At 74.9% G+C, this 18,605-nt stretch carries 8 protein-coding genes; 1 reads left to right on the forward strand and 7 read right to left on the reverse strand.

The genetic code is table 11. From position 1 onward, the window contains the following. Positions 1–159 precede the first annotated feature (159 nt). The 7 genes from WMF46_RS10615 to WMF46_RS10645 form a co-directional block, all read right to left on the reverse strand. Positions 160–2,049, reverse strand: a complete 1,890-nt coding sequence (locus WMF46_RS10615) for an SWIM zinc finger family protein (protein WP_437716797.1) — start codon at positions 2,047–2,049, stop codon at positions 160–162. Continuing rightward, on the reverse strand, positions 2,046–8,891 hold the full coding sequence (locus WMF46_RS10620) for a HEAT repeat domain-containing protein (protein ID WP_437985501.1): 6,846 nt from the start codon (positions 8,889–8,891) through the stop codon (positions 2,046–2,048). Before WMF46_RS10620 ends, WMF46_RS10615 begins: the two co-directional genes overlap by 4 nt. Further along, entirely contained in the window at positions 8,888–11,752 is a 2,865-nt protein-coding gene (locus tag WMF46_RS10625; RefSeq protein ID WP_437985502.1) for a hypothetical protein, read from the reverse strand. Before WMF46_RS10625 ends, WMF46_RS10620 begins: the two co-directional genes overlap by 4 nt. A 237-nt stretch (positions 11,753–11,989) precedes the next feature. Further along, complete coding sequence (locus tag WMF46_RS10630; protein ID WP_437985503.1) at positions 11,990–12,892, reverse strand: WGR domain-containing protein; 903 nt, start codon at positions 12,890–12,892, stop codon at positions 11,990–11,992. Between the two features lie 36 nt (positions 12,893–12,928). Further along, positions 12,929–13,225 (reverse strand): DUF2288 domain-containing protein, encoded by a 297-nt coding sequence (locus tag WMF46_RS10635; RefSeq protein ID WP_437985504.1) that lies wholly within the window; start codon positions 13,223–13,225, stop codon positions 12,929–12,931. 125 nt (positions 13,226–13,350) lie between these two features. Next, the gene (locus WMF46_RS10640; RefSeq protein WP_437985505.1) at positions 13,351–14,352 is read right to left on the reverse strand and encodes an alpha/beta hydrolase; all 1,002 of its coding nucleotides are present in this window, start codon (positions 14,350–14,352) and stop codon (positions 13,351–13,353) included. A gap of 612 nt (positions 14,353–14,964) precedes the next feature. Continuing rightward, positions 14,965–17,454, reverse strand: a complete 2,490-nt coding sequence (locus WMF46_RS10645; protein WP_437985506.1) for a TonB-dependent receptor plug domain-containing protein — start codon at positions 17,452–17,454, stop codon at positions 14,965–14,967. Positions 17,455–17,581: 127 nt separating this feature from the next. On the opposite strand from WMF46_RS10645, the gene WMF46_RS10650 reads away from it, so the two are divergent. After that, a complete protein-coding gene (locus WMF46_RS10650) occupies positions 17,582–18,604 on the forward strand; it encodes a DNA/RNA non-specific endonuclease (RefSeq protein ID WP_437985507.1) in 1,023 nt (340 codons plus the stop codon). Position 18,605 lies beyond the last annotated feature (1 nt).

The raw sequence follows: 18,605 nt of genomic DNA on the forward strand, positions 1-18,605 counted from the left end.
GCCGAAGAGAACCAAGAACAGGCTACCTTGCGGAGAGTGACTGGCGGTTCCTCCAGAGCGGCGCGACGCCGCTCCTACGCTCGAGGCGTGGAGGCTGGTGCGTTCAGAACCTCTCCTGGCAACACGAACAATCTCTTTTTCTTGACCTCCTTTCCTCTCTCATGCTGACGACGCGTCGGCGTCCACGAACCCGGAGGACGTCAATGCATCCAGTCTCTTGAAATACGCGTCGCGCGCTTCGCCGTCCGTGTCAAACCAAATGCGCTGGTGTCGAGGCGCTTCGGCGCGCGCCCCCCACGACAGGTGTACTACGCGGTCGTCCAGGGAGACACGGTAGACGACCTCCGCGCCCGAGGCCTCGCGGCGCACGTACGTGCGGGTCTCGGCGCGGATGAGCGACCGCCCCTCGGCCGTCTGGCGCAGGGCGTCCCGCTCGGCGCGCTCGCGGGCGTAGGCGACGCGGAGCGCGATCATGTGCTCGCACGGACCTTCGCGGAGGCCGCTCCGGCGGAACGTGGGGCAGCTGCACCACGCGTCGGAGACGCGGCCCTCGAGATCCATCGTGAACCGTGGCGCGAAGTCGCGGTGCGCCTCCCGGTCCGCGACCTCTCCGTGGATCTCGGTTCCCTCGCCGGCGATCTCGTGCACCTTGGTCGGCCTCACCGCGCCGGGCGCGCCGAGCAGGCGGTGGGCCGCGGCCTCGCGGGGCGAGCTGTAGCGGATGTCGCGCTCGTCCACCGGATCGGCGAACAGCTCGCGCGGGCGGTAGACGCGGCGCGCGACGTCGTAGAGCACCCGGCCGCGCAGGCACTCGAGCTGGAGCGCCGCGCGGGCGTCCTCGGCGCCGCCGCCGGCCGCGAGCGCCGCGAGCGGGAGCGGCCCGCGCTCGCGGAGGAGGGCGATCTGCCTGCCCGCGAGCGCGTCGAGCGCCGCGCGCGCCTTGTCGCCGCCTTTCCCCTCGCGAGGCATCAGGGCGTCGAACGAGGCGGCGCTGGCCCAGCTGCTGTCGGTCCAGCCCGTGAGCGCGATCGTCAGCGTCGCGCGGCCCAGATCGAGCACCCAGAAGACCGGCAGCCCGGGGCCCCGGAGCTCGGCGCGCACGCGCTGCACGTGCGGCAGGAGCCGCGACAGCGCGAGCAGCCGCTGCCGGCCGAAGGTCCGGACCACGCGCGCCGGGCCCTCGTACGGAGGGCCGTGGCCCTCGATCAAGATCTCCCAGGGCTCCAGGATGAGGCGCGGCGGCTTGCCGGGGACGAGCTCGAAGCGCAGGCCGCGGGGCGGCTTCTTCGCCTTGCGGGTGCGGAGCACGAACAGCGCGTTGTAGAGATCGATCGGCGCGAGCTCGCAGGAGACCGCGGGCAGCGTCGCCGCCGACTGCACCTGCAGGAAGCCGCGGAGCCAGGTCGTCGGGACCTCGAGCGAGCGCTCGATCGGCGTCGCGCGGGCTGCCGCGGCGTCGCCGCGCGCCACGCCTGCGTCGAGCTCCACCTTGGCGTAGGCGCGCAGGCGATCGATCTGCTCGACGATGCGCGGCGAGAGATCGACGAAGGCGGTGCCGTGGGCCGCCTCGCGGCCCTCGAAGAGGTCGCTGGAGAAGGCGAGCCGGGCGTAGGCGCTCTCGTCGCGCGAGAAGACCTCGATCGAGACCTCGTCCGGGTGCACCGTGAGCACGGGATCGAGCGCGCCGGAGGCCCTCGGCTTCGCGGCGGAGCCGTCGCCCTGGGTCGCCGCGTCGTCGGGGAAGGCGCCCTCCAGGAACGCCTTCTGCGCCTCCCAGATGGCCGCCGTCGCCTTCTTGCCCTGCTTCATCAGGTAGGCGAGGTACGCGGTCCGATCCCGGCCCTTGTACCGGAGATCGCTCTCCAGGATGGTCGCCAGCGCGGCCATCGCGTCGCGGAAGAGCGCCGCGTCGCGGACGGTGCCGCGCACGCCGACCGGGCCGCGGGCGCCGTCGAGGGAGAGGCGCACGCTCGAGTGGAGCGGGGCGGCGGCGAGCTCGCTCGGGGCGGCGTACCGGAGGAGGATCGGGCGGGCGAGTGCGGCCGTCATGCGTTGACTCCTTCGGGGGTCTCGGGCGATGCGGGGGAGGGCGCGGTCACGAGCCGCGCCGCGCGGGGATCCGCCGCCTTGCGCTTCGCGCGGCGGTACGCTCGGTACGCGGCCTTGCGGACGGCGACGTCGGCCTTCTCTTTGGCCTTCTCCTTGTCGAAGGCGAGCGCGGCGAGCGCCTCGAGCGCGCGCTCGCCGCCGGCGCGGCCGAGCGCCGCGATAGCGTCGAGGCGCGCGGAGGCGTCGCCGCCGCTGCCCTGCGCGAGCGAGATCAGCGGGGCGAGCGCGGCGACGTCATGGCGCGCGAGGATCGACGGCAGCGCGAGGCGCCGGCCCGGCTCGGTCGCGGCGAGCGCCGCGAGCGCTTCGGGCGAGGCGACGCGCGCGGTCGGCCCGAAGGCGACCGGGTCGAACGGCCTCACCGCCACGGCGATCGCGGCCGAGCCGTCCGACGCGAGCGCGGCGAGCGCGGCCGACGCCGAGGCCCGGACGCCGGCGTCCATGTCCTTGAGGGCCGCCGTGAGCGCCTCCACGGCGCCCGCGGGCGGCGCGGCCCCTGCGGACCTCGCGGCCGACTCGAGCGCGCCGAGGGCGCGTACGGCCTCGCGGCGGACCTCGCCGGGGGCGCTGTCGTTCGAGAGGAGCGCGCGCAGCGCGGGCGCCATCGCGGTCGCGCCGGCGCGCCCCGCGGCCCAGAGCAGCTCGCGCCACGCCGCGGCCTCGGCGCTGCGCTCGTCGCCGTGCGCGGCCGACCAGCGCTCCGCGGTGCGCTGCGCCGCGGCGGCGAGCGCGCCCGCGAGCGCCCCGCGATCTCCGGCCACGGTGCCGGCGGCGATGAGCCGCGCGGCCTCCTGCCGCGCCGGGGCGCGCTCGTCCTCGAGCATGCGCAGGAGCGCGGCCACCGGCAGCCCGCCGCGGCGGAGCAGGCCCATGGCGAGGCGCTGCCGCAGGTCCTCGTCCTTGAGCGCGGCGAGCCGGGGCAAGAGCTCGGCCGGGTCGGCCTCCGCGGCGAGGTAGCTCGCCGCCGGGCCCGCGATGTCGTCGTGCTCGCTCCCGACCGCGAGGAGCTCGACGCGCGTCCGCTCGCCAGGGAAGAGCTTCTCCAGCGCCTTGCGCGCGTTCTTGCGGACCTCGCTGCTCCGCGAGTCGAGCGCGCGGGCGAGCGCGGGCTCGGCCGCGCCGTCGCCGAGCAGGCCGAGCTCGTTCACCGCGACGACGCGGAGCCTGTCGGGCGTGTCGCCGGCGCGCACGAGCTCCTCGAGCAGCACGCGGGCGCGCTCGCCGCCGATCCAGCGCACGCCCTTCGCCGCCGACTCGCGGAGATCGATGGAGTCCGCGTGGAGCGCCTGCTCGACGCGCTCCGAGGCCCGCTTGCGGAGCTCGGCGCTCCCCAGCTTCGGGGCCATGCGGCCGAGCGCCTCGGTGGCGGCGGCCTGCATGCTCGGCTCGATGGGCGCTTCCTTGGTGCCGCCGGCGGCCACCGCCTCGAGCTCTTCCAGCGCGCGGGCGTCGCCGAGCGTGCCGAGCGCGAGCAGCGCGCGCTCCCGCTCCCCGGGCTCGCCCGCGCGCACGACGAGGAGGAGCGGCCGGAGCGCTGACGCGAGGCCCCGCTCGGCCACCCCCTCCGCGGCGGGCAGCACGAGCTCGCGCGCGCCCGCGCGCAGCACGGCCTCGAGCGGCCCGGAGGGCGCGCCCTTGTCCTTGACGCGCTTCGCGTACGAGGTCACGGCCGCGACGCGCGTGGGGAGATCGCGATCCGCGAAGAGCGCGACCAGGAGGTCGTTCTGCGCGGGATCGTCGCCGAGATCGAGCTCGCGCGCCGCGGCGAGGCGGAGCGCCGGGTCCTTCGCGCGCGCGGCGGCGGCGAGGAAGGCGAGCGCGAGCGCCGTCTCGCGCTTCTCGCGCTCGCGCCCCTTGTCGACGATCTCGAGGCACGCCTTGAGCGCGGCGCTCCGGACCTCGGCCACCTCGTCGTCGAAGCGCGCCGCGAGCGGGTCGGTGGCCGCGGGGTTCCGCGTGCTCCCGAGCGCGCTCGCCAGCGCGGCGCGGTCCGCCGGCGTGGCGGCCTCATCCATGCGCGCCGCGAGCGCCCGCACCGCCGCGTCGCTCGCGAGCGCGACGAGCGCCTTGCGGGCGCGCGCCGAAGGCGCGGCCGCGCCCTCGCGCAGGAACGCCGAGAGCACGTCGACCGCGCGATCGTCGCGGCTGCGGGCGAGGAGCTCCGCGGCGCGCAGGCGCAGGTCGTCGTGATCGCTCTCCATCGCGCGGCACAGGGCGGGCACGATGCGCGGATCGCTCGACGACGCGAGGCGCTCGAGAACGCCGAGGCGCAGATCGGCGTGCTCGCTGCCGAGCGCCGCGAGGAGCGGGTCGAGGCTGCCCTTCGGAGAGAGCCGCTCCAGGAGCTCGAAGGCGTAGCGGCGCACGTCGGGCAGCGCGGAGCTGAGCGCGCGCACGATCTCCGGGCGGGCGTCGCCGCCCCGCGCGGCGATCTCGTCGAGCGCGGTCCGCGCCACGTCGGCCGACGCCGAGGCGAGCCCGAGCGCGAGCGGCTCGCCCGCCCCCGCCGGGAAGAGCGCCTTGAGCCCCGCGAACGCCGCCTTGCGCACGAGGTGGTGCGGGTCGTCGAGCGCCCGGACGAGCGGCGGGACGGCGGCCGTGCTGCTGACGTGCCCCTTGGCGCAGACGTCGACGATGCGATCGATGGCGTCGCGGCGCGTGCGGTGCGCCTCGTCGTCGCCCGTCGAGACCTGCCGGAGGAGGCCCATGTACGCGCCGAACGCGAGCCAGCGCAGCCGCCGCTGCTCGCCCTCCGGGACCGCGTCGCCGGCCGGCTTGTCGCTCTGCTTCTGGCCGCTCTGCCCGCTCGGCTCGGGCTGCGCGAAGAGGCGGCGGAGCCACCCCTTCGCGGGCTTGGTGTCGCTCTCCTCCGCGGCGCGCGGGGTCGTGTCCGCCACGACGTGGGCGCCCGCGGGGCGCAGCGCGGCCACGCGCTTCGCCTCGCGGAAGTACTCGACCGGCTTGCGCCGGATGCGGAGCACCTGCGCGGCCGCGTAGCGCTGCTGCGGGTCGTCGCTGGCGAGCGCCTCGGCGAGGCCGACGAGGATGCGCCCGCGCGCGACCTCGGGCGGCCAGTCCTTCGTGCCGGCGGGCTTCTCGCCGTCGGCCGCGCGGCCCTGCTCCGCCGTGTCGGGGCGCGGGGGCATCAGCGCCTCGATGAGGTGGGCGAGGTACAGCTCCGGATCGGTGCGGAGCTCCAGCGCGCGCGCCGCGGCGAAGCGCACGTCGGAGCGCTGCGACGAGAGCGCGCTCGTCAGGAGGTCCGGCGGGTCGCCGCGGCGGAAGGCCCTGAGGTCGCGCGCGAGCACGATCGCGAAGACGATCTCCTGCACCTCGCGCGAGCTGTCCTCGAGGCCCTGCAGCATGCCGCCGTAGCCCTCGGGCCCGAGCGCCGCGAACGACATGATCGTCGCGACGCGGATGGGCGGGTGCTCGTGGCGCAGCGTGCCCGTGAGCACCGGCAGCGCCCGCACGTCGCCGAGCCGCGCGAGCCCGTCGGCGGCCCACGACCGCACCGCGACGTCGGCGTGGCCCATGGCGTCGAGCAGGTAGCCCTCCTCGCCGCGGCGGGCGGCCATCGCGAGCCCGCGCGCGGCCTGCTCGCGCACGTCGGGGTACTCGTCCTTGAGCAGCTCGGTGGCGAAGTACTTGACGAGGCGCGGCGATCCCAGCGTCGCCAGCGCGGTCGCGGCGCGGGCGCGCAGCGGGCCGAGGACCTGGATCGGCAGCTGCTTGAAGAGGGACTGATCGGCGAGGAGCGCCCGCATCGGGTTGATCAGCTGCTCGTCGCGCCGGACGGCGCAGAGCTCGGCCGCCCGCACCCGGAGGTCGAGGTGGCTCGACTGGAGGCCGATGTGGAGCGGCCCCGCCTCGCTCGGCAGGAGCTTGTCGAGCGCCTCGATCGCGGCGATGCGCGGCCCCGCGTGCTCGTCCTCGAGCAGCTTGCTCAGGGCGCTGCGCGCGGCCTCGCCCACCGGCACGCGCGTGGCGAGCAGCCGGAGCAGGGCGTTGCGCGCGTCGTCGCCCGCCGGCAGGAGCGCGGCCCCGCGCGCGCCGCTCTCCCGGACCGAGGGGTGGATCGACGCCATGGCGGCGAGGTGCGGCTCCGCGGCCTCCTTGCCGCGCAGCTTGACGACGGCGTCGTACGCGGCCTGGGCCACGCTCGCGTCGCGGTCGCCGATGGCCGCGTGCAGCCGCTCCGCGGCCCACGGCTGCTCGCCGTGCGCCTTGAGCTCCTCGACGGCGCGCAGGCGCAGGTCGGGGAAGCGCGCGAGCTGGGCGCGGTCGAGCGCCGTCTGCGGATCCGAGGCGTGCCACGACCAGAGCGTCCGGAACGCCTCGCGGCGGACCTTGGGCGACTCGTCCTCGATCGCGTCGGCGAGCAGCGCCTCGGCCTCGGGCGGCCTCGGTCCCTTGCCCTCGCCGGCGAGCGCCACGAGCCGGTCGAGCCCGCGGACGCGGATGTCCTCCTGCGACGACCGGAGCGACGCCTCGGCCACGGTGAGCGGGGCCGACGGCTGGAGCCGCGCGTAGGCGTCGTGCGCCGCGGCGCGCACCGCACCGTCCGCGTCGTCGAGCATCCAGATGAGGCGCTTCTCGGCGCGGGTGTCCCGGAGCTCGGCGAGCGCGGTCGCCGCCTGCCGTCGCAGCGACGGGTCCTGCTCGCGCGTGAGCTGCAGCAGCGCGCCGAGGGCGCGCGTGTCGCCGAGCTGCGCGAGGCCGCGCGCCCCACGCACCGCCGTGTCCGGCGTGCGGCACGCCATCGCGGTGAGCAGCGGCTCGAGGTCGGCCTCGGCGAGCTCGGCCCCCGGGCTGCCCACGCCGGGGATCCGGGCGCGCGCCGCCTTGATGGCCGCCTCGTCGGCCGCCTTCGCGGCGTCCTTCGCCCCCTCCTTCGCGTTCGCCGCGGGCTTCTCCGCGCCGCCCGCGCCGGCGCGCCGCAGGACCTCGGCCGCGCGCCGCGCGATGTCGATCGCCGCGCGGCCGAGATCCTCGTCGCGCGCCTCGAGCGCGTGGGCGAGCGCGCGCCGCTCGATCACCTTCGCCGCGAACGCGATGCGGCGCACCTCGGCGTCCTCGTCGTCGAGCGCGCGCGCCGCGATCGGCGCGAACTCCGGCGCCGAGAGCCAGCCGGCGAGCGCCGCCCGGATGAGCGCCTCGACCCGGAGGTCGGCCGGGCCGCGCTCGAAGGCGGCGCGGAGCGGCTGCGGGCCGTCCGGGTAGATCTGCTGGAGCTGGTCGAGCGCCGTGAGCCGCACCGACGCGTCGCGGCCGGCGAGCTTCTCGGCGATGAGCCCCGGGATGAGCGGCGAGCTGCCGTAGAGCTTCCCGAGCTCGAGGAGCGCCCGGCGCTGCACGTCCGCGGCGCGGGCCTCGAGCGCCGCCCGGAGCGGGGCGAGCGGCGTGTCGCGCTCGATCGCGCGGAGCGCCTCGAGCGCGGCCATGCGGACGTTCGGGCTCTCGTCGTCGAGCGCCTCGCGCAGCTTCACGCGCGCGCCGCGGCGCCCCTTCGCGCCGAGCTCCCGGGCGGCGAGCGCGCGGACCTCGGCGTCGCGGTCCGATCGGAGCACGGGAAGCGCGGCCTCGAGCGCCTCGGGCTCGTCGAGCGAGGCGAGCGTCTTGACGGCGCTCTCGCGCGCCGGTCGGGCGCCCGAGAGCGCCTGGGCGAGCACATCGAAGCCGTGCGCGAGCTCGGCGGTGCCGTCCGCGGGCGCGCCTGCGGCGTCGATCGGGAAGCGCCATACCGTGCGCCGGTCCCCTGCGGCGAAGACGGCGCCGAGCCCGTCCTTCGCGTCCGCGCCGCCGCGGCTCGCCTGCCCGCGCGCGCCTTTGCGCGCGGCGGCCGGCGCGAGCGCCAGCGCGTGGAGCGCCAGCGCGCTCGTCTCCAGCGTGCGCGGCTTGCGCTTGTCCTCGAGCCGGTGGATGCGGATCGCGCCGTCCGCGCCTGCGGACAGCAGGCGGTCGCCGCTCTCCTTGCCGTCTTCCTGCGGCGGCGGGGTGGGCAGGCACAGGAGCGCGCGGACGCCGCCCGCGTGGCCGCTCCCGTCCGCGCCGCGCACCTCGCACTCGACGTCGCCGACGAGGTACCAGAGGCGCACGGTGCCGTCGTCGCCGCCCGACGCCAGCCGCCCGTCGCGCGGCGTGAACGCGAGCGCCGTGACCGGCCCGTCGTGGCCCGGCATGGCGCGGATGGCGCCCGTCGCCAGCGTGACCACGCGGACGACGCCGTCGTCGCCTGCCGCCGCGCAGAGCTCGCCGGCGGGATCGAAGGCGACGGCGCGGAGCGGAGCGGCCGAGAGCGCGAACGACGCGATCTCGACCGCGGCGCCGGGCTGCGGGGCAGGGGATCCGGCGGCCTCGCCGACGCGGAACACCCGCAGCGCGCCGTCGACCCCCACGGTCGCGAGGCGCGCGCCGGCGTTCTGCGACACGCCCGCGGCGATCGCCGTGGCGCCGCCCGGGTGCGCGTCGATCGCCCGCACGTCGGTCCCGCCGCCCGCGACGAGGCGAAGCGCCCCGTCGGAGCACGCCGCCGCGAGCAGGTCGCCCGCGAAGGCGAGGCCCAGCACGTGCGCGGGCACGTCGATCGAGCGCACCGGCTTGTTCGCCACGTGATCGAACAGCGTCACCTGGCTCGCGCTGGCGGGGGATGGCGTGGTCTGCGTCTCGCGCGTCCCGCGCGTCTCGCCCGGCACCGGCGCGCGCACGCCGCCGACCGCGAGGAGCCGCGGGCCGATCGCGAGCGCGCGGACCTTCTCGTAATGGCCGATCGCGTGGCTCATGCGGTCTCCTGTCCGACGCCGGGGAGCGCCCGGCCTTCGCCGGCCGCTTGTCCGACGCTTGGGAGCGGCCGGCTATCGCCGGCCGCTCCGAGGCCTTCGATCTCGAGGCCCGGGTGCGCGTGCTTGAGCCGCAGGAGCGCCGCCAGGCAGGCCTGCCACTCGCCCTTCGCGATCGAGCCGGTGAACTCGGCGATGACGGGGGCGACGAGCGCCGCGAACGCCGCGTCCTCGACCGCGAGATCGCGCACGACCTCGATCACGTGCCGCTTGGCCTCGCTCGCCGAGAGGCGCCTGCGCGAGCCCGCGTCGTCGCCCGGCTCCGGCGACCGCCCCGCGGGGATCCCGGCCAGCACGTACCGCAGGAAGCGCCGGAGCGCCTCGACGTCCGCGAACCGCCCGGCGTCCTCGGGCAGCTCCGCCGCGGGGCGCGCCTCGTCTCCCCGCGCCCCGCGCGGCCGCCAGCCCGGCGGCAGATGGCGCGGACGGTGCTTCTCCCAGAGCATCCGCACGGCGAAGAGGCGCACCTCGCGGTCGGCGCTCTGCATCAGCCAGCCGAGGCGCTCCGGGCCGCCGAGCCGCGCGTAGTGCTTCAGGATGAGCGAGAGGCCGAGCTCGCGCGCGCTCTTCTTCAGGCTCTCCGTGAGCGCGAAGACCTGCGCCGGATCGAGCTCCTCCGGCGTGAGCGCGATCGCCGGATCGGCCGACGGATCGCCGACCTTGCGGAGCGCGTCGAAGGCGATGTTGCGCACCTCCTTCGCGTCGCTGTGCGCGAGCTCGTAAACGCGGGTCTGGTAGCCCCACGCCCGGAGCTCGGCGCGCGTGATGAGCGCGGCGAAGCGCCGGACGTCGTCCCGCTTGTCGGAGAGCGCGGGCCAGATGCGCTCCGCGGTGAACGCGCCTCGCTTGAGCGCCGGCTTCAGCTCGAGCTCCTTGGCCTCGCTCTGCTCGGGCCCGAGGACGGGGTGGTGGCAGCGCAGGTACGTCTGCGCGAACGCCCGCATCGGCTCGGGCTCCTTCTCGCCGAGCGCGAGCGCGAACAGCCTCGCCGTGCCCGCCTCGCGGTCGCCGCGGCCGCTCGCGTCCTGCCCCGCGTCGAAGTCCTGCGGCTTCATGTGCGAGAGGAGGTAGCGGCGCGCGAAGCCGTTCAGCGTCGGATCGGCGCGCCGCGCGAGCGCGAGCAGCCAGGGCAGCGTGAGCTGCCGCGGCGACACGATCTTCGGGTTGCCCAGCACCTCCAGCGCGACCGCGCGCGTCTCGGCGCTGAAGACGAGCCCCTTCAGGCGCTCGACGCCCTCGGCCGTCAGGTCGGGCAGGGCGTCGGCCTTCTGGAGCCAGGTCGCGACCGTGGACCCGAGGCGCTTGCGCGTGAGCGCGCCGAGCAGCCACGGCGTCCCGATCGCCGCGATCGGGTACTTCCCGAGCGCGTCGAGCGCGGACTTCGTCGCCTGGTAGTCGTCCTCGTGGCGCGGGTCGTCGAGCACGCGCACCCAGAAGCCCGCCCCCGGCTCGCCGGGCCGGTACTTGGCCTTGAAGTACGCGGCGGCCCACTTCTTCTGCTCGGACTCGCCGTAGAGCATGTCGATGAGGAAGCCCTCGGGCAGCTCGGCGCGGTCGAAGCTCTCGCTCAGGGCCTTGCTGGCCCACGCCTCGGTCTCGCTGTGCGTGAGCAGCCGCCCCAGGAACGCGTGGCCGAGCGCGCGCGGGCTCTTGCCCTGGAGCGCCGACGCCGCGAAGGCGCGCGTGTCCTTGTGCTCGGAGTCGAGCAGCGCGGCGAGGCGCTCCGGGTCGAGGTCCGTCGCGTGCGCGCGGGCGTACTCGATCGCGAACGTGCGCGCCTTCGGGCTCGGGGAGCCGAGCAGCGCGAGCGCCGCGTCGTGCAGCCCGAGGCCCCGCAGCTTGCTCTGGTGGAGCTCCGGCGAGCCGAGCAGCGTCTCGATCAGGAACTCGTGCGCGCTCGCGAGCGGCCGGTACGCGAGGCGCGAAAGCCATGCGGGCGTGACGCTCCTCAGGGTGTCGGCGAAGTCCTTCTTGAGCCCCTGGATCGCGAACTTGGCCGGGGGATCGGCCTGGCAGGCCGAGAGCAGGAGCATCAGCGGATCGGGCGATCGCTTCCACGCCTCGTCGAAGGCGCGGTGCTTCACCATGTCGTTCGGCGGGACGTTGCCGTGGAACGAGCGCCCGTCGTACTTGCCCGTGCCGTGCGCCCAGATGTGGTTCGCGACCCAGAGGTCGCTGAAGCTCGTGCCCGGCGCGTAGTGGCGGAGCACCTCGACCGCGAACTGCGGGTAGAGCTCCGGCGTGCTCCGGCCGAGCTCGCGCAGGAAGCGCCACGCGCGGCGGCGCATGTAGATCAACGTCCCCTTGGAGACCTCGCGCCGCCGGCTGCGGGAGAGCTCGACGTCGAAGCGGAAGGCGAGCGCGCCGAAGAGCTCCGCGTCGAGCCGCGCCTCGGCCAGCTTGTAGATTCGCTTGAGCCCGCCCCACGCGCCGAAGACCAGCGGCGCGCTCGTGGCGATGTCGCGCAGCGCGCTGCGCCCTGCGTCCGTGCCCTCGTCGTAGATGCGCACGAGCAGGTCCGCGAGCTCGAGCCGCGGCGGCGGCGCGGCGTCGACCTGGGCGAGGAAGCGCTTCCACGCGTCGGTCGACTGCTCTCGCCGCTGCTCGGGGGAGCGCATGCCCTGCGCGCGCGAGAGCAGCTGCAGGAACGCCGTGAAGGTGAGCGCGCCCTCGCGCGGCGGCGTCTCCGGTTTGGGATCCGGCTGCCCGAGGTACGTCTCGACGACCTCGGCCAGGGCGGGCGAGCCGCTCGTGGCGAGCTGCTTGACGTTTGCGATGTCGATCGGATTCGGTGAGCTCGTCAAGGCGCCCTCCCGCGGCGGGATGGCCTGGGAGAATCGCGAGCCCCGCGGTGCAGGTCAAGCCAGAGTCGATCGGACGATGACGGAAGCGTCGTCGCTTCCCCCCGGTGTGCGCCTGTGGGTGGGGCGTGTTCGCCGATGCCGGGGTGCCGCGCGGCGCCCGGAGCGTCGCCTCGAGGCGCGCGCCGGACGCGCAGCTCAGGCCGCGAAATTCACTCAGCCCAGCTCAGGCCGAGCAGCTCACGCCGCGCGCATCCGCGCGACCCGCTCGGCGACGTGCGGGTCGCCGCCCGCGTCGATGCTCGCGAGGAGGTCCTTCAGCGAGCGCCCGCGGTGGGCGAGGTGCGCCTCGAGGTGCGGCGAGAGCGCCTTCCAGCGCCGCGCCCACCCGGCCTCGGCGCTCATCGAGCCGTTGTGTGGCCGATCGACGAGCAGGGCGCCGAGCCGGAGGCCGAGCTCGGGATCGTCGAGCTCCTCGAGCTGCCGCTTCAAAAGGGCGAGCGCTCCGGCGGCAGGAGAGGTCGCCGGCGGGGCCTTCCAGGTGTCGCGCACCGCGCGCGCGAACGCCGCGGCGTCGAGCTCCGAGAGCAGCTCGATCGCGCGCACGAGCGGCAGGCGATCGCGCGCGCTCGGCGCGACGACGCGGTCGAGGAGCGCGTCCAGGGCGGCGGACAGCGCCCCGTCGGTCGCGGGATCGAGCCCGCCGAGCGGCTCGAGCGCCCGGCGGGCGCGTCGGACGGCGCGCCCGAGCACCCAGCTCCGCCGGCCGCGCGCGGCCGAGACCGCGGCGAGCGCGTGGACGGCGGCCTTGCGCCGCGCCTCGGTGGCCTCGCCGGGCTGGACGCGCGGCGGCAGATCGAGCTTCGGCGGCTGCGGGGGCGCGGCCGCTCCGGGGGTGGCTGCGGGGGCGCCGGCGGCGGGCGCGCCGCCCCCGGCGGCGGCCACTTCCTGGTAGCCCTCCCTGAGCTTCTCCGCGATCTTCTTGTCGCACTCGCGCTGCGCGGCCTCCGCCGTGGGGAACGCCTTCTCCTTGCGTTGCCCGGCGGTCCCCAGCCGCCCGTAGACGACGATGAAGGTCGTGTCGTCCACGTCGGCCATCCAGAACTTGGCGCTCGTCCCCTGCACGAACTCGAACCGGCGCATGCGGGCGACGATATCACGTCGCGCCGGCGGCGCGCCTCAAGAGGGCAGCGGCGAGGGGGGCCGGCGGATCAGCACGAACGGCGCGACCACGAGCGACAGGAAGCGCAGATCGTGCTGCTGCGGCCAGCGCGCGAGATCGGCGGCCGTCGGCTTGGTCAGCTTGCCGGCCGCGATCCACGCCTCCACCGCGGCCGTGTCGTTCGCGGCCATGGCCTCACCGACGTCCAGGAGGTCGAGATCGGCGGCGACGACGATGACCGCGTCGCGCGCTGTATGGGTGCGGAGATCGGTCCAGAAGACCTCCCCGAGCGTCTTGGCGAGCTGTTCGCGCATGGGGGCAGCATAGGCCCCGGACAGCGGCCGCCAAGCCTGCGCGCCGCCGCCCGGGCGGGGGAGGGCGGCGGCCGCCGGCCGCGGCGGTCCGGGCAGGCGGCGCTGCCCGAGGCTCCGATCGGGCCCTACCAGCCCATGTTGTGGTGGACCCAGCAGTCGATCTGCTCCCAGCCGACCCGCGCCTTGCGATGGCCGTTCAGGATATGGCCCGTGTCGGGGACAATCGCGGTCGTGACGCTCTCGGCGCTGGCATAGAGCGCCGCGTCGGAGTCCGCGTACGACGCCGGCTGCAGCGCGTCGGTCTCCCCGAACTGGATGAACACCGGGCTCGTCACCTCGTCGATGCCGGCGAGCGTCGGGTCCCCGGAGACGGCGAGGAGGTTCAGGAACTGCCCGCGCGTGAACGTGTCGGCGATGGTGGCGTTGTCAAAATCGATGAGCGCCGGGTTCGCGTTCGCGGTGTCGTAGAAGATGGCGGTGCGCAGGTCCGGCGGGATCGCGATATAGGGCGTCTGCAGCAGCGCGGAGATCGCCTCCGGGGGGACCGGGATCGGGTGCGGCGTGAAGGCGAGGCCGGTGTTCACGAGGACGTCGGCGTCATTGTAGGTGCTCTGAGTGAACGTGTTGATGATGGCACCGTTCGAGTGACCGACGAGCGCGACGCGCGTGAAAGGCGTCTTGTAGACGCCGCCAGGCGTCCGCATCTCGGTGATGATCTGATGGACGCTGTCGGCGGTCTTGGCCAGGTCGAGGGAGTCGCCGTCGGGCCGGCTGCTCTCTCCGGCCCCGAGCATGTCGAGCGCCAGGACGGCGTATCCCTCCTTCGCCATGTGCCGGGCATAGGAGTAATCGTGTCCGCCGAACGACGGGAGATCCCAGTACTCGTGCGTGTAGGTCAGGCCGTGAACGAGCACCTGAAGGGGGCGGTACTTGGTCTGACCCTGATAGTAGAGGTATCCGACGACGTCGTACGTGTTGCCGTCGGAGAGGGTCACCGGGAACACCAGGCGCTCGACCTTGGTGGGCTGTCTCGACGACGACGCCTCGGCATCGCCCGTAGAGAGCGCGGCGGCCGCGAGCGTCGCCGAGAAGAGTACCGTGCTGAGTGCGCGATAATACAAGTTCATGAATTGACCCTCATGGTTACGGCAGGTGATTGGAGGTGAGGCAACGTCTATCGCGGTGCGATATCCCGTGGTCTCTCAGCTCCAGCGCCGCCACGCCATGTTCGCAAACATTGGACCAGAAAGCGTCTACGTCAACAGGATAGCGCACGATCTCCGCCCGCGCCGCCGTTCGCCGCCATTTCGGAGCGATGTTTGGTCTCCAGCGCGTTGACCGTGGGCTCGCCGGGCCCTCGCGGCCCGTCGTGAGGAGTGGACGCCGCACGAGTCTTTGCGTGATGCCGCAATGATTTGCACGGGGGTGACGCCGGCTGCCGATCCCGGCACATGTGCCAGGGAGGGCGTCATCACGACGACTTCTGTGCTGGCGAACAAATCCCCCCGTGCTTTATCGCTCTTGCCGGACGTCATGGCCAGGAGACGCCATCGCGGCACGGATGTCGTTGGATGAATCGATATGGGATTTTTGTGGCTCCGCTGCATTGTGCTCGCGGGCGCACGGGCGATCGCGCTCCCGCGGGTGATCCCGGCGATCCTCGGCGCGGCGCGGGCGCGCAGCCGCGGCGCCGCTGGTGAGCGCGAGCGCTGCCCGCGGCGCGATGACGTCAATGCCGCTCAGAAGGTCGCTTCGGCGCCGATGCTCGGCAGGATGATGGGTCCGAGCGTCTCCGGCTCGCATCCGCGCAGGAGCGAGCACTCGTATTGCAGCGTCTCTTTTCCAGCGGTGGCGTTGAGCACCTCGACCGTGAGCGAGAGGGTCCGTCCTTCGCGGAGGATCCACCGCTTCTCGAGCCGCACGTCCAGCCGGAAGAACGCCGGCAGTCGCTCTGGCAGGCTCAGCCGGCGGACCACCTGGGCGATCCGCTCGCGCAGCTGCTCGCGGCGCCGGATGTCCTGCTCCGTGTCGGGGCGGTCGTCGTTGCCATCCGGGCGCTGCCCGTCGACGCCGTCGTTGTCCCAGAGGTCGTAATCGACCGTCATGGGAATGCCGCTGTAGAACACCGCCCTGCCCCCGAGCTTCCAGCCGCGGCCCACGTCGGCCGCGGCCGCCATGTTGAGCACATGGCGGCGGTCGAACGCCGAGTCGAAGCTCTCCCGGCCGACATGGCGGACCGAGCGGGAGAGGGTGTAGGACACGAACCCTCCGATGCGCTTCGACAGGCTGCGGTGCGCGTGGATCTCCAGCCCATGGGTGCTGCCGGCGCCGCGCAGCTCGGCCCGCTGCGCGAGGCCAGCGTCGGTGCCGGGAGGCCGGTTGCCGAGGGCGTCGCTCAGGTCGAGGAAGCCGCTCCGGAACCCGGTGATCGTGGCCTTGATCTCCCCGGGGAGGCGGAGCTCGACGCCGGCGCTCGCCAGGAGCCCCGTCTGCACGCCGCCGCGCAGGCTGCCCACCTGCATGCCGGGCACCGCGCCGAGGAAGCTCGGCGGCTGGTGGGTCACGCCGAAGGCGCTCAGCAGGGCGACGCGCGGGGTCGCTTGCAGCCGCGTCGCGAGCCGCGGATCCACCGTGGCCCTCGTCGCGCCGCCGGACGCGAAGAGGTCGCCGCGCAGGCCCGGGACCACCTCGAACCCGGGCGCGACGCGGACGACGACGTCGGCCCAGAGCCCCGCGGCGAGGTCCTCCCGGCTCGTGAAGAGGCGCGCGAGCGCCCTGTCGTTCCGGGTCGGGAAGTCGCCGTCGTTCTCGCGGATGTCGATGTCGAACCGCTCCAGCTGTGCGTCGGCGCCGGCGCGCGCCGTCAGCCGCTCGGAGACCGGCGCGGACAGCTCCACGCGCGCGCCGACGAGGCGGGCGCGCCCGGCCCGCTCCCCGTCCTGGTTCTCGCTCTCCTCGTGGCCGAGCGTGATCGCGTGCCGGAGGCGGCCGCCGCGCGCGAAGAACCTGTCGTAGCGGAGGTCGAGCCGGTGGAAGTCGCCGGCGAGCACCACGTCCTTGTCGCCGTCGTCCTCGATCTGGGCGAGGTAATCGTGCGACCCGAAGGCGAAGAGGCCGACCCGGTCGTACGGCGAGGCGTCGTAGGTGACGCGCGCCTGGTAGTCCCAGTAGCCGAGCTCGATGCCGGGCGAGAAGAGCGCGAGCAGCGCGCCCGGGTACGCGTAGCGCCCGCCGACGAGCGCGGTGCCGCGGCCGTCGGCCCAGGGCGCCTCGACAAGGGCGCCCGCGTCGAAGAGCCGGAGGTTGGCCTCGCCGTGGAGCAGGCGCGACGGCTCCCGGGTCTCGCCGGCGATGACGCCGCCGGTGTAGCGCCCGAAGCGCGCCGGGAAGCCGCCGGGGTAGAGATCGACCCGCTCGACGAGCGCCGGGTGGATCACGCTGGGGCCGAGCGCCACGTGATAGAGCAGCGGGACGCGCACGCCGTCGATGAAGTAGCCGACGTTGCCCGGCGGCGCGCCGCGCACGAAGAAGTACGGCACGCCGGACGCGATGGGCGTCACGCCGGGCATCGCCTCGATCGCGCGGAAAGGATCGCCGAACGCGCCGGGCACCTGGCGAACCTCCTCGCGCGTCATCGAGGTCGTCATCGGCGCCGCGCGTTCGCCCACCACCACCACGTCGATGGCCTGCGCGGCAGCCGGCGGCGAGGGCGGCACCGTCGCGACGCTCCCGCGGGGCGGCGCGGGCCCGGCGGGCGCCGCAGGAGGCGCGGCCGGCGCCGCGGCGCGAGGATCGCGGAACCTCACGGGGAACAGGATGCGCGCGCCGATGGGCCGCCCGTCGCGCCGGGCGGGCTCGAACCGCCACGACGGCGCCGCGCGCGCGACCGCGCTCGCGAACGGCTCCTCGCCCTCCACCTCGACCGCGCCCACGGTGCCGTCCGCGTACACCGTGATGCGGGCGACCACGGTCGCGTCGCCGACGCCGCCGGGCGGGTAAGGCGGCTCGGTGGGGCCGAGCGGCGACGGCATCGTGACCCGGGCGCCCTGCGTGGCCGCCGCGGGCGCCGCAGGGGCCTGCTCCTGCGCGGGAGCCGCCGTGGCCTCGCCGTCGGTGAAGGCCACGAGGGCGCCGGTCGCCGCGGCCACCGCGACGGCCGCGGAGCCGCGCGTCCTCCGGCGTCGCAGATCGCTGTGCTCCGGCTCCTCCATCGGCGCTCCGGAAACCATGGAGAGTCGCGGCGGCACGCTCAAGCAAAACGTTCCGGCGCGCCTTTCAGGCCGAGCGCTGCTCGCCTCGCCGAGGTCGCGCTGGACGACCGCGCCGTCCCTGCCGTAGATAACTGGCAGCATCGACGTGGGCTCGAACAGGAAGCGACAGCAGAAGTCCTGGGGTTCGCGCGTGCTCGTCGCGCTCCTCGTGACCGGGCTCAGCGCGGTGGGGGTCAAGTGCGGCCTCGATCGCGTGCTCGAGGAGCTCGGCCTCGACCTCGGCGGCGACCGCCCCTCCAGGCCATCGCCGACGCCCGGCCGATCCGGCGGCGCCTCGCCGCCGAAGGGCGCTCCGCCGAAGGGCGCTCCGCCGAAGGACGTGCCCTCCTCGCGCCCGCCCGCGCCGAGCCCGCATCTCGAGCTCGGCGTCCCGGCCCGCACGGGAGCGCGCGCCGCGCGGGCCGACGCGTCCGACGATCACCTGATGATCAAGCCCCAGTACGCCCTCTCCTACAACCGCTCCAGGAACGTGGCGAACTGGGTCGGCTGGCGGCTCGACGCCGCGTCGTTCGGGGACGCGCCCCGCCATCGGGGCAAATTCCTGGCCGACAGCGCGCTGCCGGACGGCTGGTACCGCGTGCAGCACGACGACTACACCGGCTCCGGCTTCGATCGAGGCCACATGGTCCGCTCCGAGGAGCGGACGCGGAATCCCGACGACAACAAGGCGACGTTCCTCCTCACGAACATCCTGCCGCAGCGGCACGAGCTCAACGCCGGTCCGTGGCTGAGGCTCGAGGAGGCGTGCCAGGAGCTCGCGCAGAAGGAGCGGCGGGTGCTGTTCCTCATCGCCGGCGGCCTCTTCGACGAGCGTGAGCGACCGGCCGCCACCATCGGCAAGGACGTCGCCGTGCCGGACGCGTTCTTCAAGGTCGCCGTGGTCCTCGAGCCGGGGCAGGGGCCCGGCGACGTCGGCCCGGCGACGCGGGTCATCGCGGTGGTGATGCCGAACGAGACGGGCATCCTCGATCGGGGCTGGGGGCAGTACCGGACGACGGTGGACGAGATCGAGCGGCGCGCGGGCTACGACCTCATGACCGCCCTCCCCGAGGCCGTGCAGCGGACGCTCGAGGCGCGCGTCGACGACGGGCCCGCAGGCGGTCGCTGAG

Source organism: Sorangium sp. So ce117, assembly GCF_051524395.1.
GTDB classification, from domain to species: Bacteria; Myxococcota_A; Polyangia; order Polyangiales; family Polyangiaceae; genus Sorangium; species Sorangium cellulosum_B.

Coding starts and splice junctions, on each gene's coding strand:
- WMF46_RS10615 (WP_437716797.1), bottom strand. CDS start 2,049: ATGACGGCCGCACTCGCCCGCCCGATCCTCCTCCGGTACGCCGCCCCG.
- WMF46_RS10620 (WP_437985501.1), bottom strand. CDS start 8,891: ATGAGCCACGCGATCGGCCATTACGAGAAGGTCCGCGCGCTCGCGATC.
- WMF46_RS10630 (WP_437985503.1), bottom strand. CDS start 12,892: ATGCGCCGGTTCGAGTTCGTGCAGGGGACGAGCGCCAAGTTCTGGATG.
- WMF46_RS10635 (WP_437985504.1), bottom strand. CDS start 13,225: ATGCGCGAACAGCTCGCCAAGACGCTCGGGGAGGTCTTCTGGACCGAT.
- WMF46_RS10640 (WP_437985505.1), bottom strand. CDS start 14,352: ATGAACTTGTATTATCGCGCACTCAGCACGGTACTCTTCTCGGCGACG.
- WMF46_RS10645 (WP_437985506.1), bottom strand. CDS start 17,454: ATGGTTTCCGGAGCGCCGATGGAGGAGCCGGAGCACAGCGATCTGCGA.